This window comes from Neoaquamicrobium sediminum, from assembly GCF_040970315.1.
Classification (GTDB): Bacteria; Pseudomonadota; Alphaproteobacteria; order Rhizobiales; family Rhizobiaceae; genus Aerobium; species Aerobium sediminum.
The window spans coordinates 456,276-482,833 of record NZ_JAZHFV010000002.1 but is presented as its reverse complement, the minus strand read 5'-3'; the positions used below and the strand labels follow the sequence as shown (position 1 = coordinate 482,833).

Annotated in this window: 25 protein-coding genes; 11 read left to right on the top strand and 14 right to left on the bottom strand. The window is 63.6% G+C overall.

Features of this window, described 5'->3' with window-relative positions:
* Window positions 1-181: 181 nt before the first annotated feature.
* The 9 genes from V1479_RS07620 to V1479_RS07580 all read left to right on the top strand — a co-directional run bounded on the left by V1479_RS07620 (window position 182) and on the right by V1479_RS07580 (window position 11,572).
* A complete protein-coding gene (locus V1479_RS07620; protein WP_368802372.1) occupies window positions 182-1,594 on the top strand; it encodes a helix-turn-helix domain-containing protein in 1,413 nt (470 codons plus the stop codon).
* A gap of 87 nt (window positions 1,595-1,681) precedes the next feature.
* A complete protein-coding gene (locus V1479_RS07615; protein ID WP_368802371.1) occupies window positions 1,682-2,743 on the top strand; it encodes an enoyl-CoA hydratase/isomerase family protein in 1,062 nt (353 codons plus the stop codon).
* 76 nt (window positions 2,744-2,819) lie between these two features.
* Window positions 2,820-3,614, top strand: a complete 795-nt coding sequence (gene pcaD / locus V1479_RS07610) for a 3-oxoadipate enol-lactonase (protein ID WP_173186783.1) — start codon at window positions 2,820-2,822, stop codon at window positions 3,612-3,614.
* A gap of 40 nt (window positions 3,615-3,654) precedes the next feature.
* Window positions 3,655-5,748 carry a 3-hydroxyacyl-CoA dehydrogenase NAD-binding domain-containing protein gene (locus V1479_RS07605; RefSeq protein WP_368802370.1) on the top strand — a complete coding sequence of 698 codons (2,094 nt, stop codon included), beginning with the start codon at window positions 3,655-3,657 and terminating at the stop codon, window positions 5,746-5,748.
* Window positions 5,749-5,753: 5 nt separating this feature from the next.
* Complete coding sequence (locus tag V1479_RS07600) at window positions 5,754-7,421, top strand: AMP-binding protein (RefSeq protein ID WP_368802369.1); 1,668 nt, start codon at window positions 5,754-5,756, stop codon at window positions 7,419-7,421.
* A gap of 18 nt (window positions 7,422-7,439) precedes the next feature.
* On the top strand, window positions 7,440-8,621 hold the full coding sequence (locus V1479_RS07595) for an acetyl-CoA C-acyltransferase (protein WP_368802368.1): 1,182 nt from the start codon (window positions 7,440-7,442) through the stop codon (window positions 8,619-8,621).
* Window positions 8,622-8,768: 147 nt separating this feature from the next.
* Entirely contained in the window at window positions 8,769-9,971 is a 1,203-nt protein-coding gene (gene pimC / locus V1479_RS07590; RefSeq protein ID WP_368802367.1) for a pimeloyl-CoA dehydrogenase large subunit, read from the top strand.
* Window positions 9,972-9,986: 15 nt separating this feature from the next.
* Window positions 9,987-11,138 carry an acyl-CoA dehydrogenase family protein gene (locus V1479_RS07585; RefSeq protein WP_368802366.1) on the top strand — a complete coding sequence of 384 codons (1,152 nt, stop codon included), beginning with the start codon at window positions 9,987-9,989 and terminating at the stop codon, window positions 11,136-11,138.
* 98 nt (window positions 11,139-11,236) lie between these two features.
* A complete protein-coding gene (locus tag V1479_RS07580; RefSeq protein WP_173186794.1) occupies window positions 11,237-11,572 on the top strand; it encodes a protein tyrosine phosphatase family protein in 336 nt (111 codons plus the stop codon).
* A 55-nt stretch (window positions 11,573-11,627) separates the two neighbouring features.
* Here the strand turns inward: V1479_RS07580 and V1479_RS07575 are convergent, their stop codons facing one another.
* The 5 genes from V1479_RS07575 to V1479_RS07555 form a co-directional block, all read right to left on the bottom strand.
* A complete protein-coding gene (locus tag V1479_RS07575; RefSeq protein WP_368802365.1) occupies window positions 11,628-12,950 on the bottom strand; it encodes a TRAP transporter large permease in 1,323 nt (440 codons plus the stop codon).
* Window positions 12,947-13,480: a TRAP transporter small permease gene (locus tag V1479_RS07570; protein ID WP_368802364.1), complete on the bottom strand. Its 534-nt coding sequence runs from the start codon at window positions 13,478-13,480 to the stop codon at window positions 12,947-12,949. Before V1479_RS07570 ends, V1479_RS07575 begins: the two co-directional genes overlap by 4 nt.
* Before the next feature lie 116 nt (window positions 13,481-13,596).
* Complete coding sequence (locus tag V1479_RS07565; protein ID WP_368802363.1) at window positions 13,597-14,871, bottom strand: flavin-dependent oxidoreductase; 1,275 nt, start codon at window positions 14,869-14,871, stop codon at window positions 13,597-13,599.
* 65 nt (window positions 14,872-14,936) lie between these two features.
* Window positions 14,937-15,989 (bottom strand): TRAP transporter substrate-binding protein, encoded by a 1,053-nt coding sequence (locus tag V1479_RS07560; RefSeq protein ID WP_368802362.1) that lies wholly within the window; start codon window positions 15,987-15,989, stop codon window positions 14,937-14,939.
* A 127-nt stretch (window positions 15,990-16,116) separates the two neighbouring features.
* Window positions 16,117-16,599, bottom strand: a complete 483-nt coding sequence (locus V1479_RS07555) for an Lrp/AsnC family transcriptional regulator (RefSeq protein WP_194248433.1) — start codon at window positions 16,597-16,599, stop codon at window positions 16,117-16,119.
* A gap of 115 nt (window positions 16,600-16,714) precedes the next feature.
* Between V1479_RS07555 and hppD the strand changes: the two genes are divergently transcribed.
* On the top strand, window positions 16,715-17,827 hold the full coding sequence (gene hppD / locus V1479_RS07550) for a 4-hydroxyphenylpyruvate dioxygenase (RefSeq protein WP_368802361.1): 1,113 nt from the start codon (window positions 16,715-16,717) through the stop codon (window positions 17,825-17,827).
* A gap of 262 nt (window positions 17,828-18,089) precedes the next feature.
* On the opposite strand, the gene V1479_RS07545 is transcribed toward hppD, so the two are convergent.
* The 7 genes from V1479_RS07545 to hmgA all read right to left on the bottom strand — a co-directional run bounded on the left by V1479_RS07545 (window position 18,090) and on the right by hmgA (window position 24,295).
* A complete protein-coding gene (locus tag V1479_RS07545; protein ID WP_368802360.1) occupies window positions 18,090-18,287 on the bottom strand; it encodes a DUF2783 domain-containing protein in 198 nt (65 codons plus the stop codon).
* The gene (locus tag V1479_RS07540; RefSeq protein ID WP_368802359.1) at window positions 18,284-19,900 is read right to left on the bottom strand and encodes an FAD-dependent oxidoreductase; all 1,617 of its coding nucleotides are present in this window, start codon (window positions 19,898-19,900) and stop codon (window positions 18,284-18,286) included. Before V1479_RS07540 ends, V1479_RS07545 begins: the two co-directional genes overlap by 4 nt.
* Complete coding sequence (locus V1479_RS07535) at window positions 19,900-20,433, bottom strand: DinB family protein (RefSeq protein WP_368802358.1); 534 nt, start codon at window positions 20,431-20,433, stop codon at window positions 19,900-19,902. The genes V1479_RS07540 and V1479_RS07535 overlap by 1 nt, the downstream gene beginning before the upstream one ends.
* A 20-nt stretch (window positions 20,434-20,453) precedes the next feature.
* Window positions 20,454-21,404, bottom strand: a complete 951-nt coding sequence (locus V1479_RS07530; protein ID WP_368802357.1) for an MBL fold metallo-hydrolase — start codon at window positions 21,402-21,404, stop codon at window positions 20,454-20,456.
* A gap of 81 nt (window positions 21,405-21,485) precedes the next feature.
* Entirely contained in the window at window positions 21,486-22,502 is a 1,017-nt protein-coding gene (locus tag V1479_RS07525) for a fumarylacetoacetate hydrolase family protein (protein WP_368802356.1), read from the bottom strand.
* A gap of 10 nt (window positions 22,503-22,512) precedes the next feature.
* Window positions 22,513-22,866 (bottom strand): DUF1428 domain-containing protein, encoded by a 354-nt coding sequence (locus V1479_RS07520; RefSeq protein WP_368802355.1) that lies wholly within the window; start codon window positions 22,864-22,866, stop codon window positions 22,513-22,515.
* A gap of 73 nt (window positions 22,867-22,939) precedes the next feature.
* Complete coding sequence (gene hmgA / locus V1479_RS07515) at window positions 22,940-24,295, bottom strand: homogentisate 1,2-dioxygenase (protein ID WP_368802840.1); 1,356 nt, start codon at window positions 24,293-24,295, stop codon at window positions 22,940-22,942.
* A 125-nt stretch (window positions 24,296-24,420) separates the two neighbouring features.
* On the opposite strand from hmgA, the gene V1479_RS07510 reads away from it, so the two are divergent.
* Window positions 24,421-24,876, top strand: a complete 456-nt coding sequence (locus tag V1479_RS07510; protein ID WP_368802354.1) for a MarR family winged helix-turn-helix transcriptional regulator — start codon at window positions 24,421-24,423, stop codon at window positions 24,874-24,876.
* A gap of 40 nt (window positions 24,877-24,916) precedes the next feature.
* On the opposite strand, the gene V1479_RS07505 is transcribed toward V1479_RS07510, so the two are convergent.
* Together V1479_RS07505 and V1479_RS07500 are read right to left on the bottom strand one after the other, a co-directional pair.
* On the bottom strand, window positions 24,917-25,855 hold the full coding sequence (locus V1479_RS07505; RefSeq protein WP_368802353.1) for a hypothetical protein: 939 nt from the start codon (window positions 25,853-25,855) through the stop codon (window positions 24,917-24,919).
* A 124-nt stretch (window positions 25,856-25,979) separates the two neighbouring features.
* Complete coding sequence (locus V1479_RS07500) at window positions 25,980-26,501, bottom strand: HPP family protein (protein WP_368802352.1); 522 nt, start codon at window positions 26,499-26,501, stop codon at window positions 25,980-25,982.
* Between the last annotated feature and the right edge of the window lie 57 nt (window positions 26,502-26,558).

The following is a 26,558-nucleotide window of genomic DNA, read 5'->3' as shown; positions in this document are numbered from 1 at the left end:
GGTATCCCCGCGCGGCGTCGGCTTGTCTGTGCATCGGGCGTCCCCTGGGCAGTTTGTTCGCGTTTGTTGCGGCATGGCCGGCACTTTCCGGCATAACGCCTTAGCAAGACGGCGAAAAGACTTGAACGGGCGGAGGCGCATAAAGTAGGTTTCGCAATATTGCAAAAAGCGAATTTGCGAAATGCGAAACACCAAACTGTTCATCGGCCGTAAGATACGCGACCTGCGCGAGGCCAACCGCCTTGCGCAGGCAGCGTTTGCCGAGCGCATCGGCATATCGACAAGCTACCTGAACCAGATCGAGAACAACCAGCGCTCCGTGTCGGCGGCCGTGCTGCTGGCGCTGGCCGAGACCTTTCGCATCGAAATCTCCGATTTCTCGTCCGGGGAGAGCGACAGGCTGCTGTCGGCGCTGTCCGAGGCGGTGACTGATCCGTTGTTCGAGAATTTCAAACCAAGTCTCCAGGAAATGAAGCTGGTAACCCAGAACGCGCCCGGCTTCGCGCACGCGCTTATCACCGCGCATCAGGCCTATCGACGCAATTCCGAACAGCTTGCGAGCTTCGACGATACGATTGGCCGCGGGGCCGGCGTGGCTGAGCCAAGCGCCTATGAGGAGGTGCGCGACTTCTTCCACTTCGTCGACAACTACATCCATGAACTTGACATCGCCGCCGAGGAACTGGCTGCAAAGCTTGGCATCCCCGACCGCGACCCTTCTGCCGCCCTGCCCGACTATCTCGAGCGTCAGCATGGGGTGACGACCGCGCGCGCAGCACCTGAAGAAAACCTGCTGCGGCGCTTCGACCCCGTCAGGCGCACGCTGCACCTCAATCCCTTCTCGCCAGTCTCGACCCGCAGCTTTCAGGCCGCATTCCAGATCGGCGAACTCGAGATGGCGGAGACCATCGCAACCATCGCGGAGAATGCCGGCTTCCACAGCGGCGAGGCCGTCGAGATCTGCCGTATCGGGCTCGCCAACTATTTCGCCGGCGCACTGATGATGCCTTACGAAGCGTTGCTGGCATCGGCGCGGGAACTGCGCCACGACCTCGACCTGCTGGCGAGCCGCTTCGGCGCCAGCGTCGAACAGATCGCCCATCGGCTTTCCACAATGCAGCGCCCCGGCCGCAAGGGTGTGCCGATCTTCTTCGCCCGCATCGACCGTGCCGGCAACATCACCAAGCGGCACAGCGCGGCCAAGCTGCAATTCGCACGCTTCGGCGCGGCCTGTCCGTTGTGGAACGTGCATCAGGCGTTCGAGACGCCGGGGCGCATCATCCGCCAGCTTGCCGAAACGCCGGACGGGGTGCGCTATCTGTGTCTCGCAACGGAGATATCGAAGGGCGGCGGGGGCTTCCGTGCACCGCAGCGGCGCTATGCCATCGCGGTGGGCTGCGAAGTGACGCATGCGGGCGACTTCGTCTATGCCGACGATCTCGACATTGCCAACCGCGCCGGCTTCGACCCGATCGGCATATCCTGCCGTATCTGCGAAAGGCCCAACTGCGCGCAACGCGCGGTGCCGCCGCTCAAGCGCAGGCTGGTGGTGGACCACAACCATCGCGGCGCGGTGCCCTACCGGCTCGATTGACGGGGCGCACAACGGCGGTGCGCATTTTGATGTTCCAGCACGAACGATAGCCGCTATGGTCGCCTCGAAGCAGCAAGGAGGAGCCGCATGAGCGACGAGCCGGACATCATCTTCGAGACGCGCGGCCGTGCGGGCGTGGTCACGCTCAACCGGCCCAAAGCGCTCAACGCGCTCAACAGCAACATGGTCGCACTGATGCATCCCCAGCTCGTTGCCTGGGCGAACGATCCGAAGGTGGAACTCGTGATCGTCAAGGCCGCCGGCGAAAAGGCGTTCTGCGCGGGCGGCGACATTCGCCAGCTCCACGACTGGGGTAAGGCCGGCGACCCGGCGATACGCTCCTTCTATCGCGACGAATACCGACTCAATGCGTTCATCAAGCGTTATCCGAAGCCCTATGTGGCACTGGTGGACGGTATCGTGATGGGCGGCGGTGTCGGCCTTTCCGTTCATGGCAGTCATCGCGTGGCTGGAGAAAAGCTGATGTTCGCGATGCCCGAGACCGGCATCGGCTTCTTTCCCGATGTCGGCGGCACCTACTTCCTGCCTCGCCTGCCCGGCAGGACCGGTACCTGGCTTGGGCTCACCGCAGCACGGCTCGGCCAGGCGGATGCGCTGTGGACAGGTTTCGCCACCCATGCCGCCCGTTCGGCCGATTTCGATGCAATCCTGGAGGCGCTTTGCGACAAGGGCGATCCCGACGCCACGCTTGCGTCATTCGCCCAGGTTCTGGATGGAGCCAAGGCACCGGCCCTGCAGCCGGTGATCGATCGTTGCTTTTCCGCCAACACCGTGGAAGAGATTTTGGCGCTGCTCGATGCAGAAACCGGCGAGCATGCCGAATGGGCAGCCAAGCAGGCTGCAACCATGCGCCAGAAGTCGCCCACCAGCCTCAAGATCGCGCTGCGGCAGATGCAGGAGGGCGCAAAGGTGGAGTTCGAGGCCTGCATGGGCATCGAATACCGGATCGTCAGCCGCATCATCGATGGCGTCGACTTCTATGAAGGCGTGCGCGCAGTCATCATCGACAAGGACAACGCGCCCAACTGGCAACCTGCCGGGCTCGACGGCGTTTCAACGGCCGATGTCGACGCCTATTTCGCACCGTTGCCGGACGAGCTGGATCTGTCGGGGCTCGATCGCGCCTGAAATTCCTTACAGGCACGATTGACCGCGCTCCGATGATGCAACATACTCGGTAGTATGTTCTTGAGGGAGGAGCCATATGGCGTTCGCGCGGGTGAACGGCGTCGTTCTGCATCATGACGTACGCGGCAGGCCTGACGGGCCTGTTTTGGTGTTCTCCAATTCGCTTGGCACCGACTTCCGCATCTGGGACAAGGTCGCGGAGACGCTAGGCGACGATTATCGCATCGTGCTCTACGACAAGCGCGGCCATGGCCTGTCGGAGGCGACGCCCGCGCCCTATCGTCTGATCGACCACGTGCACGATCTCGCTGCGCTGCTCGACCATCTCGGAATCGAGAAGGCGGGCGTCGTCGGCCTGTCGGTCGGGGGCCTGATCGCGCAGGGGCTGGCAGCGATGCGGCCCGACCATGTCGCGGCGCTGGTGCTATGCGACACGGCCCACAAGATCGGCAATGACGAATTGTGGAACACCCGCATCGACGCGGTGACGAAGAACGGCATCGAATCTATTGCCGGCGCGATCCTGGAGCGCTGGTTCACCGTCGGTTACCGCGACCCCGAAAACGCCGACTATGTTGGATACACAGCAATGCTGACGCGGACGAACGTCGACGGCTATGCGGGAACCTGCGCGGCACTGCGCGATGCCGACTTGACGGAATCCACCCGCGCGCTGAAGCTGCCGGTGCTCTGCGTCGTCGGCGGCCAGGACGGATCGACACCGCCCGATCTCGTGCGCTCGACCGCCGACCTGATCGAGGGCGCGCGCTTCGAGATCATCGAGGGCGCCGGCCACCTGCCGTGTATCGAAAGACCGGATGAAACCGCCCGACTGATCGGCGGGTTCCTGAACGACGCCGGCTGGCGCTGACGCCGCCATCCCAAGACAACGAACACCGAGGATACGACCCATGAGTGACTATGTGACAGTGGCGCGCGATGGCGCAATCGCGGTCATCACGCTGGACAATCCGCCGGTCAACGCGCTCAGCCACCACCTGCGCGAGCCTTTGTTCAAGGCGCTGGAAGCCGCACGAGACGATGCGGCGGTCGAGGGGATTGTCATCGCCTGCGCCGGGCGCACCTTCATATCCGGCGCCGACATCACGGAATTCGGCACGCCGAAGGCGCTTGCAAGCCCCTCCCTGCCGGAACTCTGTGCGCTGCTGGAATCGCTGCCCAAGCCGGCGGTCGCCGCCATTCACGGCACCGCACTGGGCGGCGGGCTCGAGCTGGCGCTCGCCTGCCATTACCGCGTCGCCGACAAGGGCGCCAAGGTCGGCCTACCCGAGGTCAAGCTCGGCCTTCTGCCAGGAGCTGGCGGCACGGTGCGCCTGCCGCGCCTCGTTGGTCCCGAAAAGGCAGTGGCGATGATCGTCTCCGGCAACCCGATCAACGCCTCAGCAGCGCTGGAGGCCGGTGTGGTCGATGCCATCGCCGCGGGCGATCTGACAGCCGATGCCATTGCCTTCGCAAAGGCCAGGGTGGCCGATGGCGGCCCGCATGTTCCGGTGCGTGATCGCGACGACAAGATCGCTCCTGCACGCGCCGACCTCTCCGGTTTCGAGGCGGCGGTCAAGGAGGCGACCAGGAAGACGCGCGGGCTCGAAGCGCCGCTTGCCTGCGCCACTGCCGTTCGCAATGCCGTCACCCTGCCCTTCGATGAAGCGTTGAAAAAGGAACGCGAGCTCTTCATCGGGCTCGTCAACGGCGTGCAGTCGCGCGCCCAGCGCCACCTGTTCTTTGCCGAGCGCGAGGCGGCCAAAGTGCCGGGCGTCAGCAAGGAGGTCCAGCCGCGCGCGGTCAAGAAGGTTGGCGTGATCGGTGCCGGGACGATGGGCGGCGGCATCGCCATGTCCTTCGTCAATGGCGGATACCCGGTCACGATCCTCGAAATGAGCGACGAAGCGCTCGACCGCGGCTTTGCCACCATCGACAAGAATTACGGGATCTCGGTCTCGCGCGGCTCGCTGAGCGAGGAGGCCAAGGCCGAGCGCATGGGCCGCTTCTCGCGCACGACAAATTATGCTGACCTTGCCGATTGCGACCTCATCATCGAAGCCGTTTTCGAGGAGATGGGCGTCAAGAAGGAGGTCTTCGGCAGGCTCGACGCAATCGCCAAGCCCGGCGCGATCCTCGCTTCCAACACGTCCTACCTCGACGTCGACGAGATCGCGGCATCAACCGGCCGGCCGCAGGACGTCGTAGGGCTGCATTTCTTCTCGCCGGCAAACGTGATGCGGCTGCTGGAGATCGTGCGCGGCGACAAGACAGCGCCCGACGTCCTTCTGACGGCTCTCACCGTCGCCCGCAAGATCGGCAAGGTACCGGTCGTCGTCGGCGTCTGCCACGGCTTCGTCGGCAATCGCATGCTCGGCGCGCGTTCGGCCGAAGGCGAGGACCTGCTGCTGGAAGGCGCATCTCCCGAGCAGATCGACAAGGTCTTCGCCGATTTCGGCTGGCCGATGGGGCCGTTCGCGATGGGCGACCTCGCGGGTCTCGACATCGGCTGGCGCAACCGCAAGTCGCTTGGCAAGACGGCCGCGATCGGCGACGCGCTGTGCGAAGCCGGCCGCTTCGGCCAGAAGACGGGCAAGGGCTTCTATCTCTACGAACAGGGGTCGCGAAAGCCGATCCCCGATCCGGAAGTGGCAAAGCTGATCGAAGAGAAGGCGCGCGAGCGCGGCGTCAACCGGCGCGACATCTCCGACGACGAGATCACCGAGCGCACGCTCTATCCGATGATCAACGAAGGCGCCCGCATCCTCGAGGAGAAGATCGCCGCGCGGCCGTCCGACATCGACATCGTCTGGACCAATGGCTACGGCTTTCCGATCGGCAAGGGCGGTCCGATGTTCTGGGCCGATACCGAAGGGCTGAGGAAGATCGTCGAGCGTCTGGAATACTGGCACGGCAAGACGGGCAAGGACGTGTTCAAGCCCGCGGCCCTCCTCAAGCAGATGGCCGAGGACGGCGGCAGCTTCTCGGGCCGGCCAGCGGCCTGAGCGCGATGAACCTGGCCGCCGCTCCCTGGAGAAGCGCCTACCCGCCCGGCCTCGTGCCGGAGGTCGCACTCGCGGCCTTTCCGGTTCACGAGATCGTCGATCGGGCGGCGGCGCGCTGGGGAAGCAAGGCGGCATTCCGCTTTCGCGATACGGTGCTCGGCTACGATGCGCTGGCAACCGAGGTGGAGCTTTGCGCGGCCGCTTTCATGCGCCACGGCATCGCCCGCGGGTCGAAGGTAGCGCTGCTGCTGCCCAACACCCTCTATCACCCGATCGCCTTCTTCGGCGCGCTCAAGGCCGGCGCGGCGGTGGTGCATCTGTCGCCGCTCGACAGCGAGCGCGTGCTTGCCCACAAGCTTGCCGACAGCGGCGCAAGGCTGTTGGTGACGACGAATATCGGCAATCTGGGACAGCGCGCGGAGGCGCTGCTGAGGGATGGAGCGGTCGATAAGATCATCCTTGGCGAGGACAGCGCGTGGGGACCTCCAGCGACACCCGGCGAAGTGATCTCAGGCGCAGAGATCGTCACCTTCGCAGACTTCGTCGCCGGTGCGCAGGCCGAACGCTTTCCCACCGTCGGTCTCGATGACATTGCCCTGCTGCAATATACCGGCGGCACCACCGGTATGCCCAAGGGGGCGATGCTGAGCCACCGCAACCTATCGACCGCCGTTTCAAGCTACGACCTGTGGTTCAACGGGTGGAACCTTTCCCGCCCAGGTCAGGAGCGGGTGCTGCTGTTTCTCCCGCTGTTCCATATCTACGCCCTGGTAGCGGTGATGCTGCGGACGCTGAACAATGGCCAGGAGTTGATCCTGCATACGCGCTTCGACGCCGAGACCGCTTTGGCGGAAATCGAGGCCGGCGCGACCAGCTTTCCCGGCGTGCCGACCATGTGGATCGCAATCGCATCCGTGCCGGGTTTCGAGAAACGCGACTTCAGCTCTTTGCGCTACTGCGCATCGGGCGGCGCGCCGCTGCCGGTCGAGATCGCGCGGCGGCTGCGGGCAGCAACCGGCCACGCCATTCTAGGCGGCTGGGGCATGACGGAGACATCGCCCGCAGGCACAAACATTCCCATCAACCGGCCGGACAAGGTGGCGACCATCGGGGTGCCGCTGCCGGGCGTTCATCTCGACATCGTCGCGCTCGACGACCCGACGCGCGTGCTGTCCACCGGCGAGACCGGGGAGTTGCGGGTGTTCGGGCCGAACGTCACGGCCGGATACCTGAACCGCGAGGACGAGACGCGCGCGGCCTTCAGCGAAGGCGGACTGCTGACCGGCGACATCGGCTTCATGGACGAGGACGGCTTCTTCACCATCGTGGATCGGAAGAAGGACATGATCCTGTGCGGCGGCTATAACGTCTATCCGCAGATGATCGAGCAGGCGATATACGAGCATCCCGACGTCGAGGAGGTGTTGGTGCTGGGCGTGCCCGACGGTTATCGCGGCGAGACGCCGAAGGCATTCCTCAAGTTGAAGGCAGGCGCGCCGCAGCTCACGATCGAGGCACTGCGCACCTTCCTCAAATCGCGGCTCGGTCCGCACGAATTGCCCACGCTTGTCGAAATCCGGGACGCTCTGCCGCGAACCTCGGTCGGCAAGCTTTCCAAACTCCAGCTCAAACAGGAAGAAGCCGCGCGGCAAGAACCCGCCAAGGTTTCTTGAACCCACAGGGAGAACAACATGGCTGATGCCGTCATCGTCTCAACCGCACGAACCCCGGTCGGCAAGGCCTATCGCGGCGGGCTCAACGACACGCCCGGCGCCACGCTCGGCGCCCATGCGATCAGCCACGCGCTGAAGCGCTCGGGCCTGGAGGGCGGCGAGATCGAGGACGTGATCATGGGCTGCGCTATGCAGGAAGGCACGACCGGGCTGAACGTCGCACGGCGCGCCCTCCTCGTCGCCGGGCTGCCGGTAACGGCGGCGGGAACCACCATCGACCGTCAATGCTCGTCCGGCCTGCAGTCGATGGCGCTGCTTGCAAACGCGATCCGTAATGACGGCGTCGTAGCCGGCATCGCCGGCGGGCTGGAATCGATCAGCCTGGTGCAGAACGACCATCGCAACACGTTCCGGCTTGTCGACAAGACGCTGACCGGCCCAGCCGCCGACGTCTACATGCCGATGATCGACACGGCCGAGGTGGTCGCAAAGCGCTACGGCATCTCGCGCGAGAGGCAGGACGAATACGGGCTGGAGAGCCAGCGGCGCGTGGCGGCCGCCCGCGAGGCAGGCAAGTTCACCGACGAGATCGCTCCGATCAAGACGCGCATGGCCGTCATCGACAAGGAGACGAAAGAAGTCAGCCATCGCGACGTGGAGATCGCGCATGACGAGGGCCCACGTCCCGAAACCACCGCCGAGGGCCTGGCCGCCCTGAAGCCGGTGCGCGAGGGCGGCACGATCACCGCCGGCAATGCCAGCCAGCTCTCAGACGGGGCTTCGGCCAACGTCATGATGAGTTCCAACGAAGCCGAAAAGCGCGGCCTGACCCCGCTGGGCATTTTCCGCGGCTTCGCGGTCGCAGGGTGCGAGCCTGACGAGATGGGTATCGGTCCGGTCTTCGCGGTGCCGCGCCTGCTGGAGCGCCACGGCCTGAAGGTTGACGACATCGGTCTCTGGGAGCTCAACGAGGCCTTCGCAGTGCAGGTCCTCTACTGCCGCGACCGGCTCGGCATCGACCCGGAGAAGCTCAACGTTAACGGCGGCGCGATCGCACTCGGCCACCCCTACGGCATGAGCGGCTCGCGACTGGCCGGCCACGCACTGATCGAAGGCAAGCGGCGCGGCGCGAAATACGCTGTGGTGACGATGTGCGTCGGCGGCGGCATGGGCGCTGCCGGGCTGTTCGAGATCGCCTGACTTATACCGCCCCTTTACCGCCTTCGATGACGGCTCTTCCCCCGAACGGGTGAGGACTTACCTTCGAAGATGATAGCAACGTCGGCTGCTCTGCCTGAGGCAGGCCCGGCGCGGCGGCGGGGGCAAATCAACATTGGAGGAATACAGATGGACCTTCGATACACGCCCGAGGAACTGGCCTTCCGCGACGAGGTGCGCGCGTTCCTGAAAGAGAACCTGCCCGAAGATGTCCGCCAGCGCCTGAACAATGGCGAATACGGCAACAAGGAAGACCTCGTAAGCTGGTCACGCATTCTCAACCAGAAGGGCTGGGCCGTTCCGCACTGGCCGGAAAAATACGGCGGCACCGGCTGGGATCCGATGCGGCAGTACATCTTCCTCGAAGAGACGCAGAAATGGCCTGCGCCGCAGCCGCTCGCCTTCGGCGTGAATATGGTCGGACCAGTCATCTATACCTTCGGCAACGAGGCACAGAAGGCGCAATACCTGCCGCGCATCGCCAATCTGGACGACTGGTGGTGCCAGGGCTTCTCCGAGCCCGGCGCGGGCTCCGACCTCGCCTCGCTGAAGACGCGGGCGGTGCGCGACGGCGACCATTACATCGTCAACGGCCAGAAGACATGGACGACACTGGCGCAATATGCCGACTGGATTTTCTGCCTGGTGCGCACGGACACGCAGGTGAAGAAACAGGAAGGCATCTCCTTCCTGCTGATCGACATGAAGACGCCCGGCATCGAGGTACGGCCGATCGTCACCATCGACGGTGGGCGCGAGGTCAACGAGGTGTTCCTCACCGACGTGCGGGTGCCGGTCGAGAACCTCGTCGGCGAGGAAAACAAAGGCTGGGACTACGCCAAGTTCCTGCTCGGCAACGAGCGCACCAACATCGCCCGTGTCGGCATGTCGAAGCAGCGCATCGCCCGCATTCGCGAGCTTGCCGGCAAGGAAATGTCACGCGGCAGGCCGCTGATCGAGGATCCGCGTTTCCTCGAAAAGCTGACGGCGGTCGAGATCGAACTGAAGGCGCTGGAGCTGACCCAGCTTCGCGTGGTGGCAGCCGATGCCAAGCGCGGCAACACCGGGCGGCCCGACCCGGCATCTTCCATCCTCAAGATCAAGGGGTCGGAGATACAGCAGGCGACAACGCATCTGCTTATGCAGGTGATGGGGCCGCACGCGCTGCCCTACCACGATCATGACATCGAGGGTTCCAACATGCCGCCGATCGAGCCCGACTACGCGGCGCACGCCGCGCCGTCCTACTTCAACTATCGCAAGGTCTCGATCTATGGCGGCTCGAACGAGATCCAGAAGAACATCATCGCCAAGGCCGTTCTGGGACTCTAGGGAGCGAATACGGACATGGATTTCGACCTCACAGAAGAACAATCGATCCTCAAGGATTCGCTCGACCGGCTGCTGACGGACAAATACGGCTTCGAAGACCGCAAGCGCCACATGGCCGCACCGGAAGGGTGGAGCGCGCAGATGTGGGCGAGCTACGCCGAGATGGGTTTGATGGCGCTGCCGTTCGCAGAGGCGGATGGGGGGCTTGGCGGCACCCCTGTCGAGACGATGATCGTGATGGAATCGCTCGGCCGCGCGCTGGCGCTCGAACCCTACTTCCCGACCGTCGTACTCGGCGGGTCGTTCCTGCGTTTTGGCGGCAATGGCGACCAGCGTGCCGAGTATATCCCGGCGGTGGCTGACGGTTCGCTGAAACTGGCCTTTGCGCAGGTCGAACGCAATTCGCGCTACGACCTTCATCATGTCGAGACGACGGCCGCCAGGGACGGCGAGGGCTACCTGTTGAACGGCCAGAAGAGCGTCGTGCTGCACGGCGACAGCGCGGACAAGTTCTTCGTCACCGCGCGCACGGCCGGCGGGCCGCGCGACGAAGGCGGCATCGGCGTCTTCCTGGTCGATGCCCGGGCGAACGGCGTTTCGGTGCGCGGCTACCCAACGCAGGATGGCGCGCGCGCGGCCGAAGTCACGTTCGACAACGTCAAGGTAGGGGCGAACGGCGTCTTCGGCGATCCCGAAAACGGGCTCCCGCTCGTTCGCCGCGTTGTCGATGCCGGCATCGCGGCGCTGGCGGCCGAATCGGTCGGTGTGATGGCGGCAATGCACGCTCTGACCGTGGATTACCTCAAAGTGCGCAAGCAGTTCGGCGTCGCGATCGGTCAGTTCCAGGTGCTGCAGCACAAGGCGGTGGACATGTTCGTCGCCATCGAGCAGGCCCGCTCCATCGCGCTCTACGCCACGATGATGGCGGACAGCGAGGACGAGGAGGAGCGCGGCAGGGCCATGCACGCCGCAAAGGCCGAGATAGGACGCGGCGGGCGGCTGTGCGGCGAGAACGCGATCCAGCTTCACGGCGGCGTCGGCATGACCATGGAATACGCGGTTGGCCACTACTTCAAACGCATGACGATGATCGACACGACGTTCGGCGACGGCGACCATCATCTATATCTGCTGTCGGCCGGCGGCGGGCTGTTCGCGGCTGCCTGAGCGGCAAAACGGCATTGGCGGGCGCCCTGTGCTTGGCAAGCGCGGGGCGGCATGCCTACATGCCATCCGACACCGCTTCACAGACACAGGACAGATCCATGGAAATCCGCCAGATCACCGAGAACTATTCCGTCGCCCCGCAAATCAGCATCGACGACATCGCGCAGATCAAGGACGCCGGCTTCAAGAGCGTGATCTCCAACCGGCCCGATGCCGAGGATGGCGCGGTGCCACACGATGCCATCGAGGCGGCCGTTCGCGAGGCGGGGCTGGAGTTCCGCTACATTCCGGTCATAAGCGGCCAGATCACGCAGGAGAACGTGGACGACCAGGCGGCGGCACTGGATGCCCTGCCCGGCCCGGTACTGGCCTACTGCCGCTCCGGCGCCCGCTGCACGAACCTTTACGGACTGGTCACGCAGCAGCGGGGCTGAGTGCTACGACAGACCTGAAAGACGGCCGGCAGATGCCGGCCGTTTTCTTTTGCGCTCAATAGAGCAATCGCACCATGAACAGCGAGATCATCGGGAAAAGCACCAGCAAGGCGGTGCGGACCACGTCGCTGATGACGAAAGGCGTGACGCCGCGATAGGTGTGCAGGATCGGAATATCCTTTGCCATCGAGTTGATGACGAAGAGATTCATCCCCACCGGCGGTGTGATCAGCCCGACCTCGACCACGATCAGCACCAGTATGCCGAACCAGAGCGCGAACTCCTCCGCACCGAGACCGAAATCCAGCCCGCTAACGATCGGGAAGAAGATCGGCACGGTGAGCAGGATCATGGACAGCGAATCCATGAAACAGCCAAGCGCGAGATAGAACAGCAGGATGCAGATCAGCACGATCCAGGGGTTAAAGCCCTGCTCGGTGATGAAGGCGGCGGCTTCGACAGGAAGCTGCGAGAGCGCCAGGAAGCTGTTGTAGATCGCCGCGCCGAAAACGATGAAAAAGATCAGCGCTGTTGCCGAGGCGGTGGTGAGGATGGAAGCGACCAGCGTCTCGCGGGTCAGCCCACCATTGATCAGCGCGATCAGGCCGGTGCCGGCAGCGCCCACGGCAGCCGCTTCGGTGGGCGTGAACCAGCCTGTGTAGATGCCGCCGACGACGGCGATGAAGACCAGCAGCACCGGCCAGACATCGGCCAGCGCCCTGAAACGCTCGCGATAGGTCTGTCTCGGGTGAGAGCCGGCCGCGCCCGGGAAAAGCCTGACATAGATCGAGATGGCGATCATGTAGCCTATGGCGGCCAGGATACCGGGAATGAACGCAGCCACGAAAAGCTTGGCGATGTTCTGCTCGGCAAGGATCGCGTAGATGACGAGCACGACAGACGGCGGAATGAGCACACCCAGCGTGCCGCCCGCGGCAAGCGTGCCGGTCGCCAGCGCCCCGGAATAGCCGTAGCGGCGCAGCTCGGGCAGCGCCACCTGCGCCATCGTGGCGGCCGTGGCGAGGGACGACCCGCAGATCGCGCCGAAGCCGGCGCAGGCCCCGATGGCCGCCATGGCAACGCCGCCACGGCGATGGCCGAGCCACGCATTCGCGGCCTTGAACAGCGACTGCGACATACCGCCAAGCGTGGCGAACTGCCCCATCAGCAGAAAGAGCGGGATGATCGACAGCGAATAGCTTGAGAACGTCGAGTAGGTCTCGAATTTCAGGCGCGCGAGGATCGGCGCGGTCGAGCCCATGATAAGCCATGTGCCGGCCAGCCCGCATGTCAGCATCGCCAGACCGATGGGAATACGCAGGAAGATCAGCAGCAGAAGGACGGGAAACGAGTAGATACCCAGCTCGAGATTGCTCAAGACGCATCTCCCCCCTTCGTCGGTGCGAACTGGCTTTCGCCGGCGAACGCTTCCTGAGCCCGGACAATCGTCATGTATACGGACACGATCACGCCAACGACGATGGCGCACATGGCGGCTGCAAAACCCCACCATACCGGAAACTGCAGGATGAAAGTCGTCTCCTGATAGCGGATCTTGTCCATCATGCCGTACCAGAGCCGCCAGGCGAGCAGGATCATGACCAGCGTCATCAACAACTCGGCGAGCAGGTCGATGACCCTGTTGATCCTGTCGGGAAAGAAGCTGGTGAATACATCCACTGTCGCATGCGCACGCTGGAGCTGGCACCAGGGCAGGAACGAGAAGACCGCGAAGGCGGTCATAGCCTCGACCAGCTCGAAGTCGCCGGGTATCGGTCCCAAACCCTGACGCACAAGCCCACGGCCCGTGATGCTGACCACGATCAGCAGTGTAATGACCACCAGCACGAGCCCGCCGAGAATGGCGAGCGCCCGCGCCAGCCACTCGATGGCCGCCGATCGCCTCATCCAGTTCCTCCACCCACCAGACGTCCGGATCGGAACGCTACTCGCTGCCGAATGCAGCGACAACCGTCCGGTTGTTCATTTTTGTTATGTTTCATAACAGATTGCCCCATCCGCGTTCAAGCCGGAACCGATGCGCCACGTGGCGGAAGCAGCGAGGGTCGCGCGTTCAGCGTCTCCACGTCGAAACCGGCAAGCTTCTTGTAAGCGGCTGCCGTCTGCTCCAGCTCGGTGCGGGAGAGCACCTCCGTCACATCGTCGAACTCGCCCCCGCAACGCTCCTCCACGACCTGCATTACCTGATCCGGTCCATTGCCGCGATTGGCAACGACGATGCGCGTTGTCGCCGGGCGGCGCTCTGCTTCATATGCCTCGAGCGCTTCCTGACCCACGCCATGGTCGATGAACGCCCTTGTGAGCACGCGCGCATCGATGATAGCCTGCGAGGCTCCGTTGGAACCGATCGGATACATAGGGTGGGCAGCGTCGCCGATGAGCGTGACGCGCCCATGCGTCCAGCGCTCCAGCGGGTCTCGGTCGACCATGGGATATTCGAAGCATACGCCGCCGGCGCGCATCAGCGACGGGCAATCCAGCCAATCGAAACGCCAGTCCTCGAAAGCCGGCAGGAAATCGGCAAGGTCGCCCTGACGGTTCCAGTCCTCGCGGTTCCAGCCGGCACCGGCGTCATATTTCAACTCGCCGATCCAGTTGATGAGTGCCTCGCCGGTTTCCGGATCCGGCCGCGAGATCGGGTAGGTGACGAATTTCTGCCATTCGTGTCCGGCCATTGCCATTGTCGCGCCAGTCAGAAACGGCAGGGCACGGGTCGTTCCCCGCCACAGCACCGCCCCGCCCCATCGCGGTGGTCCCTCATTGGGGAAAAGCTGCCTGCGCACGGCCGAATGGATGCCATCGGCTGCGATCAATATGTCGGCCTCCGCCGGGTAGGCCGCACCGCCTGCGTCGCTGAACGTCACCTCGACCTTGCCGCCCAACTCTTGGAAGCCTTCGGCCGCCATGCCGGTGACGACTGCCCCCTCCCCGAGGCGCTTGCGCACTGCGTCGAACAGCATGGTCTGCAGCATGCCGCGATGGACCGAAAATTGCGGCCAGTCGTATCCGGCGAACCGACCGCGGGGCTCCGACCAGATCAGGCGTCCGCGCTTGGAGAAATAGGCGACTTCCTGCGTCCGCACGCCGATGGCCTCGAGTTCAGCCTCCAGCCCCATTTCGAAAAGCTCGCGTACCGCATGCGGCTGCACGTTGATGCCGACGCCGAGCGGACGGATCGCCGACACCTGCTCGAACACGCGGGCTGCGATGCCGGCCTGATGCAGAGACAGCGCAAGCGACAGTCCCGCGATGCCGCCGCCGACGATGATGACGCTCATTGGCTTCCCCGGATGCGAAGCGGGGCGGACTCGTCATCCGCCCCGCTTCATTCTGTCGGACGATGTTACTGCGCGGCCGTGTATTTCTCAATCAGCGCGCGGGCTTCTTCCAGAAGGCCCTTGCCGTCCAGTCCCTTGCCATCCATCTCGGCGACCCAGTTGTCGATCACCGGCTGGGCGGCTTCCTGCCACCGGGCAACCTCGGCCTCGTCGAGCGTGATGATGTTGTTGCCGCGATCGACGGCGATCTGGCGGCTCGGACCGTCGGCGCCGGCCTGGGTACGACCGGCGAAGGCAGCAAACTCCTGGCCGGAATTGTCGTCGAGCACCTTCTTCAGATCGTCAGGCAGGCTGTCATACTTCGCCTTGTTCATCGCGAGCACGAAGGTCGTCGTGTAGAGCGCATGGTCGCCACCGAACTCGGTGTGGTTCTCCACCAATTCCGGAACCTTCAGTGCCGGCGTTACCTCCCACGGGATGACGCAGGCGTCGATGACACCCTTCGACAGCGCCTCGGTGATCTGCGGCACCGGCATGCCTACCGGGGTGGCGCCCAGCGTGCCCAGAAGCGTGTTGATGATGCGTGTCGGCGCGCGCACCTTCATGCCCGTGAGGTCTTCCAGCTTCTCGATCGGCGTCTTGGAATGCAGCATGCCGGGTCCATGGACCCAAACGCCGATGACGTGGACATCCTTGAACTCCGTGTCCTTCATGCGCGACTCGAAGAGGTCCCAATAGGCCCGCGACGTCGCCTCGGCGTTGGTCATCATGAAGGGCAGTTCGAACACCTCTGTCGAGGGGAAGCGTCCCGGGGTGGAGCCCGGAAGCGTCCACACGATGTCGACCGTGCCGTCCTGTGCCTGGTCGATGAGCTGGGGCGGCGTGCCGCCGAGCTGCATGGCCGGGTAGCGCTCGATCTTGATGCGGCCGCCCGACTCCGCCTCAACCTTGTCGGCCCACGGGTCCAGCACAAGCTTCGGCACGTTTGCCTGCGGCGGCAGGAACTGGTGGAGGCGCAGGGTGACTTCCTGCGCAAGCGTGGTGGTTGTGGTTGCCAGCCATCCCGCCGATGCAATCGATGCGGCGACGACGAGCGATTTGAAGAATGCAGGCTTCATTCTGTTCCTCCCTGAACGATCCGATTTCCGGGTGGCTCCTCGATGCCCCTTTTACCCGGTCCGGGCTCGCGATCCTACAGAACTTTATGTAACAATAAAGTATGCCTTCGGCTTTTTTTTGTAACATTCAGATAGGCAGTGCGTTGGTCTCCTTGAGCGTTTCCAGCACGATCGCCGTCTTAACGTGCTGCACGGAATCGTGTGGCAGCAGCACGTCGTTGACGAAATCGGCCAATGATTTCAGGTCCGGAGTCACGACCTTCAGGATGTAGTCCATCTCGCCGGTCAGCGCGTGCGCTTCCTGCACCTCGGGCAACCGGGTCAGAAGTTCGCCAAAGCGCCGTGCGTTGTCGCGGTTGTGCGTCGCGAGCGTCACCGAGATGACGTTGACGAGCGGGAAACCGAGGCGGTCGCGGTCGAGGACGGCGCGATAGCCGCGGATCAGCCCTTCATCCTCAAGGCGCTGCCGCCGGCGCGAACATTGCGAGGGTGACAGGTTCACGCGCTCCGAAAGATCGTTGTTCGTCAGTCGCGCATCCTCCTGCAAATGTGCCAGTATCTTGCGGTCAAACTTGTCGAGACGCTCCACTGCCACGATATTCCTCCTCATGATGCATCATCCCCGCATGCATAGTGACCTTACGCACGCCGAATGCAAGCCCCTTGCGGAGGGCAGGTGCTAGGATTCCTCCAAGCTTCAATCAGCTCCCCAAAGGAGGAACATCATGGGTCCGTTCCCGCACGACGCACCGCCCGCTAAAATCACTGCGGAAAATCCCGCCGGCACCGACGGATTCGAGTTCGTCGAGTTCGCGCATGAGGACCCGGCGAAGCTGGAAGAGCTGTTTTCGCGCATGGGCTATGCGCCGGTCGCCAAGCATCGCAGCAAGAACACCACCGTCTGGCGCCAGGGCGACATCAACTATGTGGTGAATTCCGAACCGGGTTCGCACGCCATGCGCTTCGTCGGCGAGCATGGCCCTTGCGCGCCGTCCATGGCGTGGCGCGTGGTCGACGCCCAACATGCTTTCGAGCACGCCGTTTCCAAGGGCGCCACTCCTTATGAAGGCGACGACAAGGCGCTGGACGTGCCGGCGATCGTCGGAATCGGAGGGTCGCTGCTATATTTCATCGAGCGATATGGCGACAAGGGCTCGGCTTATGACACCGAGTTCGAATGGCTGGGCGATCGCAACCCGCGGCCCGAGGGCGTGGGCTTCTATTACCTCGACCACCTGACGCACAACGTCTATCGCGGCAACATGGACAAGTGGTGGGATTTCTACCGCGAGCTGTTCGGCTTCACGCAGATCCACTTCTTCGACATTGACGGTCGCATCACCGGGCTGGTCTCCCGCGCGATCACGAGCCCTTGCGGCAAGATCCGCATTCCGCTGAACGAGTCCAAGGACGACACCAGCCAGATCGCGGAATACCTGCGCAAATACAAGGGCGAAGGCATCCAGCATATCGCGGTCGGCACCGACGGCATCTACGACGCCACCGACAGGCTGGCCAACAACGGGCTGAAGTTCATGCCCGGGCCGCCGGAGACCTACTACGAAATGTCGTACGACCGCGTGAACGGGCATGACGAACCCCTGGAGCGGATGAAGAAGCACGGCATCCTCATCGACGGCGAGGGCGTGGTGAACGGCGGCACGACCAAGATACTGCTGCAGATCTTCTCCAAGACCGTGATCGGGCCAATCTTCTTCGAGTTCATCCAGCGCAAGGGCGACGAAGGCTTCGGCGAAGGCAATTTCCGTGCGCTGTTCGAATCCATCGAGGAAGACCAGATCCGGCGCGGCGTCATCAAGACGGAAGCCGCGGAGTAGGTCGACGGCCAGTTATGGGTGCGTCCTTCGAGGCTCGCTGCGCTCGCACCTCAGGATGAGGGAGGTGGTTTGATCGAAGCCACTCTCCGGGGGCTCGAAACACTCCGGTCCTAATCCTCAGGTGCGAGTTCCGCCAGCTTCGGAGAATAAGGGAGGCGAGTTTATCGAAGCCACCGTCTGCCGGCTCGATGCACTACGGTCCTCATCCTGAGGTGCGAGCGTAGCGAGCCTCGAAGGACGCACCTATCACGGGGCCTGGCAGCTACTTCATGGCCGCCGCCAGCAGCTTTTCCAGTCGGTCGAGGTCGCCGACCTCGTTGGCCAGCAGCAGCACGAACCGGGCGTTGAGCCGGGCGCTTTCTTCAAAGCTCAAGCCCTCATGCGCTGCAATAAACGCCGCGTAGAAATCGTCGCCGGCGGGGCCAAGCCGGTCGGCACCGATGTCTTCGTCGCCGCTCATGCTCCCCTCCCCGTCGCGCGCCGCAGGGCTGCGGAGACAGCCTCACCACTGGCTGCGTCAAATCGTGCCGCGATGTGCTGATCCGGACGGACCAGATAGGACTGGCCCGCGCCGTAGCGCGCAATGGCGTGGCCTTCCTCGTCGAACAGTGTGGTTGCACCGTTGGCGCGACGCGAGCGGTCGGCGGTGACCAGAACGCGGTCGAGACCGGCCGGCAGATCGTCAGGGATCGCAGCTTCCACCGCAAGGAAGGTGAAGCGGCCGCCGACATGACCGAGAAGCCAACCGGCATCGCCGTTGGCGACCGGCGCGTCGGGCATGGCGCTGCCGGGCGCAACGCCGTTCCCATTGCCAACGGGCGTCTGCAACGACAGACCACCGAGCCCGCAGGGTTTCGACAACCGGCCGGAATTGACAAGCTTGCGCGCAAATTCATGCTCATGGGCGAGGTCGAGCACGCTGTCGCGAAAGATGCGTTCCATCTCCGTCTTCGGCGTCATGAAAGCGGTGGAGCGCGAAGAATTCAGGATGTTCTCGTCTGCGCCGTGGATGCGCTCTTCGTCGTAGGTGCCGACGAGACTCTCGGGCGCTTCGCCGCGCACCACCATCGCCAGCTTCCAGATCAGGTTGTCGACATCCTGGATGCCGCCATTGCCGCCCCGCGCGCCAAACGGCGAGACGATGTGGGCCGAGTCTCCCGCAAAGACGACGCGGCCGTGCATGAACCGCTCAAGTCGGCGACACTGGAATGTGTAAACCGACACCCAGTCGAGCTCGAAATCGCGATGCCCGATCACCTTCTCGATGCGCGGGATGACGTTTTCCGGCTTCTTCTCCTCGTCCGGGTCGGCGTCCCAGCCAAGCTGAAGGTCGATGCGGTATATGCCGTCGGGCTGTTTGTGCAGAAGGGCCGATTGCCCGTTGTGGAAGGGCGGCTCGAACCAGAACCAGCGCTCGGACGGGAACTCCGCCTTCATCTCGACATCGGCGATCAGGAAGCGTTCCTCGAACACGCGGCCGGCAAAGTCGAGGCCCAGCATACCACGCACTGGCGAGCGCGCGCCGTCGCAGGCGATCAGCCAGTCGGCTTCGAGCGTATACGCGCCGTCCGGCGTCTCGATGGAGACTTGCGCGCCGTCGGCGCGGGGCGCGACACCCGTCACGCGGTTCTTCCACCGCAGCTCGATCAAGTCGGGAAACTCGGCGGCGCGCTCGACCAGATATTGCTCGACGTAATATTGCTGGAGATTGATGAAGGCGGGCATCTTGTGGCCCGCTTCCGGCAGCAAGTCGAAGCTCCAGACCTCGCGGTCGCGGTGGAACAGGCGGCCGACCTTCCAGGTCACGCCCTTTTCGACCATGCGCTCGCCGATGCCGAGCCGGTCGAATATCTCCAGCGTGCGCTTCGACCAGCAGATAGCGCGGCTGCCCAGCGAGACGACGTCGTTGTCGTCGAGAACGACGCAGGGCACGCCATGCAACGCGCAGTCGATCGCAGCCGCGAGCCCGACGGGACCTGCGCCGACGATGACGACCGGCGCGCGCCGCGGTTCGCCGCCGGAGAGTTCAGCCGGGGTGCGGTATGGAAACGGCTTGTAATCGTAGCGCGGCATCACAGCAGTCCCATGCGCGCGATCTCAGGATCGCGGTCGTAGTCGAGGAAGAACTCGTCAAGTTGCGGCGGCTTTACCGACGTGCCGGCGAGCATGGCGTGAACCTGGCCGCGATGATGAATCTGGTGCTGGAAGAGATGCGCTAGCAGATTGTCGATGCGTTCGGGAATCTGGCCATTGCGCCCTCGATCCGTGATGACGCTTCGGTCCAGATCGCTTTCCCCCAGCCGATCGCAGAATGCCATCAACGCCTCGTCCTGCGCACGCTGGGCGTCGGTCAGTGCCTGCGGTTCGCGATAGGGCTCGAAGACATGGAATGCGGCTGGACCAACGCCGCCCTGCGCGAGCGCGTCGAGATAATAGCGGTCAATCGCCAGATTGTGGTTCAGCGTCTCGGCGATGGACGGGAAGAAGCTGGTGCGCTCGGCCTCGAACTCGCCCGGCTGAAGCGAGCAGACCGCTCGCAACAGCACATGGTTCGACCAGCGATTGTTGCGGGCCATGGCCGAAAAATGCGCCGTCAGCGACGCCATGCCTGCTCCTCCCTTCGCCCTCAGCCCTGCAGGGCCTCCCACATCTGCCGGTCGCGATCGGCGGTCCAGATGCGCGGCGTGTCGATGCCCAGCGCCTCGTCATAGGCGCGCGCGACGTTGAAGGGCAGGCAGTGCTCGTAGATGGCATAGTCCGCGAACTTCGGGTCGCAGGCTTCACGGCAGGCGTCCCAAGCCTCCTTGAGCGAGCCGCCACCCTGCGCGACGCGGGCGACCGGCCGGTAGGTGGACATGACGAAGTCGGCGGTGTTGTCGAGCGCCTCATCGACCATGTCGGAGCCCACCAGCGCGTCACCCCGGCCGGGCGCGATCGCGTCGAGATCGAAGGAGCGGATCGATTCCAGCGTGGCGGGCCAGTCGCCGAAATGGCCGTCGCCGCAATAGCAGGCCGAGTGATATTCGACGATGTCGCCAGTGAACATGACGTTGGCGTCAGGCACGTAGGCAACGATGTCGCCCGCCGTGTGCGCACGGCCGAGGAACTCGAGGTCCACCCGGCGCTTGCCGAGGTAGAACGTCGCGCGGTCGGTGAAGGTCAGGGTCGGCCAGGTGAGGCCGGGGATCGACTCGTGCCCCTGAAACAGCCGCGGGAACCTGCCGAACTCGCTTTCCCAGTCCTCCTGGCCGCGGTCGACGACCATTGCGCGCGCCTTCTCGGACATGATGGTCTCGGAGGCGCCATAAGCCGATGCGCCAAGCACGCGCACGGCGTGATAGTGGGTCAGCACCACATATTTGATCGGCTTGTCGGTAACGGTCCTGATCTTCTCGATGACCTTGTTGGCAAGGCGGGGCGTGGCTTGCGCGTCAACGATCATCACGGAATCGTCGCCGATGATGACGCCGGTGTTGGGATCGCCCTCGGCGGTGAATGCCCACAGGTCGCGGCCGATCTCCGTGAAAGAGATTTTCTTTTCGGTAAGGTCGCCCTGCGATGCGAATTGCTTGGTCAATGCAAACTCCATTTCAGTCTTTACGCGGTTCCACAGCCGTCTGGCGACGGGTCGTCAGACGGAGAGAACGTTCGGGAAGGCCTATTCGGCCGCCTGTTTTTCCACGACCTGCTCGATGGCGCCGAAGATCGAGTGGCCGTCCTTGTCCTTCATCTCGATACGAACCGTATCGCCGAAGCGCATGAAGTTGCTGGTGGCCTTGCCGTTTTCCAGCGTTTCAACGATGCGCAGCTCGGCAAGGCAGGAATATCCGACACCGCCCTCGGCGATCGTCTTGCCGGGTCCGCCATCGAGCTTGTTGGAGACCGTGCCGGACCCGACGATCGTGCCGGCGGCGAGCGGGCGCGTCTTTGCCGCGTGGGCAATGAGGGTCGGGAAGTCGAAAGTCATGTCGATGCCGGCATTGGCGCGGCCGAAGGGCTTGCCGTTAAGATCCACGCACAAGGGCAGGTGCAGCCGGCCGCCATCCCATGCCTCGCCGAGTTCTTCGGGAGTGACCGCCACGGGCGAGAATGCCGAGGACGGCTTGCCGTGGAAGAAGCCGAAGCCCTTGGCAAGCTCATCCGGAATCAGGCGGCGCAGCGAGACATCGTTGACCAACATGACGAGACGGATCGCGTCCCGCGCCACGTCGACACTGGCACCCGCCGGCACGTCGTCGACGATGACGGCGATCTCGCCTTCCATGTCGATGCCCCAGGCATCGTCGGCCATCACGATGGGATCGCGCGGGCCGAGGAAGGAATCGGAGCCCCCCTGATACATCAGCGGGTCGGTCCAGAAACTTTCCGGCAGCTCGGCCCCGCGGGCCTTGCGCACCAACTCGACGTGATTGACGTAGGCCGAGCCGTCCGCCCACTGATAGGCGCGCGGCAGCGGCGAATGGGCGTCATGCTCGTGGAAGCGTTCGGACGGCACCGAGCCGTGATCGAGGCTTTCGGCCAAGGCTTCGAGATGCGGCGCGATGCGCCGCCAGTCATCAAGCGCGGCCTGAAGATTCGGGACGAGGAAAGACGCGTCAGTATAGCGCGTCAGGTCTTTCGAGACGACGACGAGTCTTCCGTCACGCGTCCCGTTCTTCAGGCTGGCAAGTTTCATTCTTCCTCCGTCAGGCTTCCACGAACACCTGGAAGCCACCATAGATCATTCGTTTCATGTAGGCGGGCATGTTTTCCATGCTCGCCGCCAAGCGCGGGTCGGCCATCACCTTCTTCATCACCTCGTCGCGATGTTCTCGCGACTTGTAGGTGGCGTAGGAAAAGACGATCGTCTCACCTTCCCCCTGCTTTACTGCCATGGGGAAGGAGGTAACCTCCCCGTCCGGCACGTCATCGGCCTTGGCCTCAACATAGGACAGGGCGCCGTGCTCCATCCAGACCGTCCTGCCGAGATCGGCATTCTTTCGATATTCCTCGAATTCGGCGTTCGGCACCGCCAGAACGAAACCATCCACATAGGTCATGACAGACTCCTCTCTTGGTGTTGACTGTCAAAGGACGAATGGACGGCGCCGGTTCCGACAGGCCCCAAACAAATCAGCTCCAGTCACCCTCCGGCGTACCGTTGAAACGCTTCTTCAGATCGGACCAGCAGTCGACGTAATCCGCCTGCAAGGTTTCGAGCCCCGCGGCGTAGCCGGTCAGAAGCTGCGGGAACCGCGTCTCGAACATGAACGCCATGGTGTGGTCGAGCTTGACCGGCTTCAGGTCGGCGCGCGACGCCTTCTCAAACCCCGTCGCGTCGGGGCCGTGCGCGAGCATCATGTTGTGAAGGCTCATGCCCCCTGGCACGAAGCCCTCTTCCTTGGCGTCGTACTGGCCGTGGATGAGGCCCATGAACTCGCTCATGATGTTGCGGTGATACCAGGGCGGGCGGAACGTGTCCTCCGCCACCATCCAGCGCGGCGGGAAGATGACGAAATCGATATTGGCCGTACCTTCCTCACCCGAAGGAGCCGTCAGTACCGTGAAGATAGAAGGGTCCGGGTGGTCGAACAGGATCGCGCCAACAGGCGAGAAGGTCGAGAGGTCGTATTTATAGGGCGCATAGTTGCCGTGCCAGGCGACGACGTCGAGCGGCGAATGGCCGATCTCGGTGACGTGGAAGCGACCGCACCACTTCACCACGATGCGGCAGGGCGTTTCCTTGTCCTCATACCAGGCGGTGGGCGTCTTGAAATCGCGCGGATTGGCGAGGCAGTTGGCGCCGATAGGCCCGCGGTCGGGGAGCGTGAACTTGGCGCCATAGTTCTCGCAGACATAGCCGCGCGCCGTTCCATCCATCAACTCCACCTTGAAGGTGAGGCCACGAGGCAGCACGCAGATTTCGCCCGGCTGCACCTCGATCACGCCCATCTCGGTAACGAAGCGGACGCCGCCCACCTGCGGCACCACCATCAGCTCGCCATCGGCGTTGAAGAAATGATCGTCCACCATGTCGGTATTGGCGACATACACGTGCGAGGCCATGCCCGCCTGCCCGAACACGTCGCCGGCGGTGGTCATGGTGCGCATGCCATGGATGAAATCGGTCGGTTCCGACGGCATCGGCGTCGGGTTCCAACGCAACTGGCCAAGCGGAAGCTCATGGTCGCCGACGTTCGGTGCTGATTTCCAGAGCGGCAGGTCGAAAGCCTTGAAACGACCGTGATGCTTGACGCTGGGCCGGATGCGGTAAAGCCAGGAGCGCTCGTTGGTGCCGCGTGGCGCGGTGAAGGGAGAGCCGGAAAGCTGCTCCGCGTAGAGGCCATAGGCAGGGCGCTGCGGCGAATTGCGTCCCTGCGGCAGGGAACCCGGTAACGTCTCGGTCTCGAAGTCGTTGCCGAAACCAGGCATGTAGGTATAGGCGGACGCCACCTTGCCGGCTCGCGCCTGCGCGGCGGGGGTGCTCATCTCGTTCATCTTCGCCTCCCGATCGGATCGCGGCGACATCTCGCCGTGGCGCATGTCCTTTGACAGGCGCCCGAATTTGTTACATCGGTAACAATTGAATATGTAACTATCAACCCGGCCTGACTGTGAACGACGACCTGCTTTCGCTCGAAGAATTCCTGCCCTATCGCCTCAACCGGTTGGCCGACGCCGTCAGCCGCGACTTTTCACGGCTCTATCGCGACCGCTTCGGCCTGACCCGGCCTGAATGGCGGCTGCTGGCGACGCTCGGCCAATATGGCACGATGACGGCGACCGCGATCGGCCACCACTCGGCCATGCACAAGACCAAGGTGAGTCGCGCGGTGACCGCACTGGAGGAACGCCGCTGGCTGCGACGGACACCGGACGGGACGGATCGGCGGGTGGAGCACCTGACGCTGACGAAAGCCGGCGAGGACTCCTACCGCGAACTTGTGCCATTAGCGCGGGAGTTCGAGACGCGCATCCTCGAGCAGATGCGCCCAGCTGAGAAAAGCGCCATCATAAGCGGGCTGGCCGCGCTGGAACGCGCCATGCTGAAGCAAAGGGACCACGATTGAAGCGCATGCGACGAAACACTTTCGCCGCATGCATCAATGGCTACTCCGCCGCTTCCTTGAATGGCTGGCTCGCCGCTTCAAGCTGCTTCTTCTTGCTGATGCTGAAATCCGGCTTGATCTTGGCTGCGAAGCGTTTCTTGGCGCCGGAGAGCTTCCAGGCAGCCGCGAAACCGGCCTTCATCCAAAAAACCGGACCGCTGATTGCGCGCGAGCGGGGTTTCCAGCCGACGAAATGCCGTCCCACGCCGTTGGCGAGATTGACGAGATAGTGCCGACGGATCTCGTCGGTCCAGTATTCAACCGTGAAGGAAACGTTGAGGCTGTCGCCGTTGACGACCCGGTGCGGATAGTTGAGCGGCCACAGCGCGCCCATGCCCGGCTTGAGATGCAGGACAGTCGCCTTTTCCTCGAAGGACGGATCGTAGTCGATCTCCTCGTAGGACAGGCCGGTGACGACACGCTCCAGCGCTTCCTGCGGCAGGAAGGGGTCGCCGTCGGGATAGATCCAGATGGTTTTCTCGCCACGGACGTGCATCAATCCCTGCCCCGGAATGTCGCAATGGTAGAATACCCGCGCATTGGGCGAGGAAATCAGCAGGCCGATGCGGTGCTGGAACGTCTTGAGGCCCGGAACCTGCGCGGCCAGATCGCCTAAGAGCTTGTCGATGATCGCCTGATAGCGCGGATCGAAGCTGCCGGCTTCGGCAACGTTTATCCACAGAAGACCGTCGCGCACGGCCTGGAGAATTTCCATGCCGCTCATGTCCTCGAACGAGGCACGCTTCCAGCTGGCGCGGTCCTCGCGACCGGGATCCATGGTCGAGACCTCGCGGATCGCTTGCGGATTGCCCTCGATCAGCTTGGCGAGCGCCTCGTCGGCAAAGAGGGGATTGGTCGCCAGATCATGGCGTACCGGAACGATTTTCTTGTTCCACTCTGTGGAAAGATTGTCGGCTTCGAAGTGAAAAGTGCCCCGCATGGTCGGTCTCCATGGCCCTGTTGATGCGTTCATCACTGCCACGGAAGTGCAAATCGGCACTTAACCCAACGTCAAACCTGCAGATGCGGTAAACGAGCCGCTTACCGGATCGTTCAATTTCTATCTATCCGTTCTTCCGGTCGGGCTCCTCCGGCATTGGATAAGGCCGGCGCGGCGGCAGGTTGTGCACCACTAGCGCAAATGCGATCAGCACGGCGCATGCCATGAAGACGATGAGGAAGAGCTGCACGCCGTGTACAGGCTCGCCGAAGCCGAGTATCGGCAGCGCCGCCGCCGGCGGATGCGTGACCCTTAAAGCGCGCATCACGACGATGGTGAGGCCGACGGCCACGGCAGCCGCCAGCCAGGCGCCCGGAAAGATAAAGAACGCCGCTTCGCAGACGATCGTGCCGACGAGATAGCCGCCCATCACATTGATCGGCTGGGAAAGCGCGCTCGACGGCTGGCCGAAAAGAAGACCCGAGGTCGCGCCAAGCGGCGCGATCAGAAGCGGCAGGTCGATCCATGTGGCAAGCCCTCCAACAAGCGCGATGCCCGCGATTGCCGCAAGCCCGGCGCGCAGATTGGCCCGTAGCGCCACCGGAGGTTCGTGTCTGACGAAAAAGGCTTTGAGGAAGGCTTTCATGGGCGGGATGTTCTGTTTGCAGGACATTCTGGCCTAACAGGCCCGGCCCGCATTCTC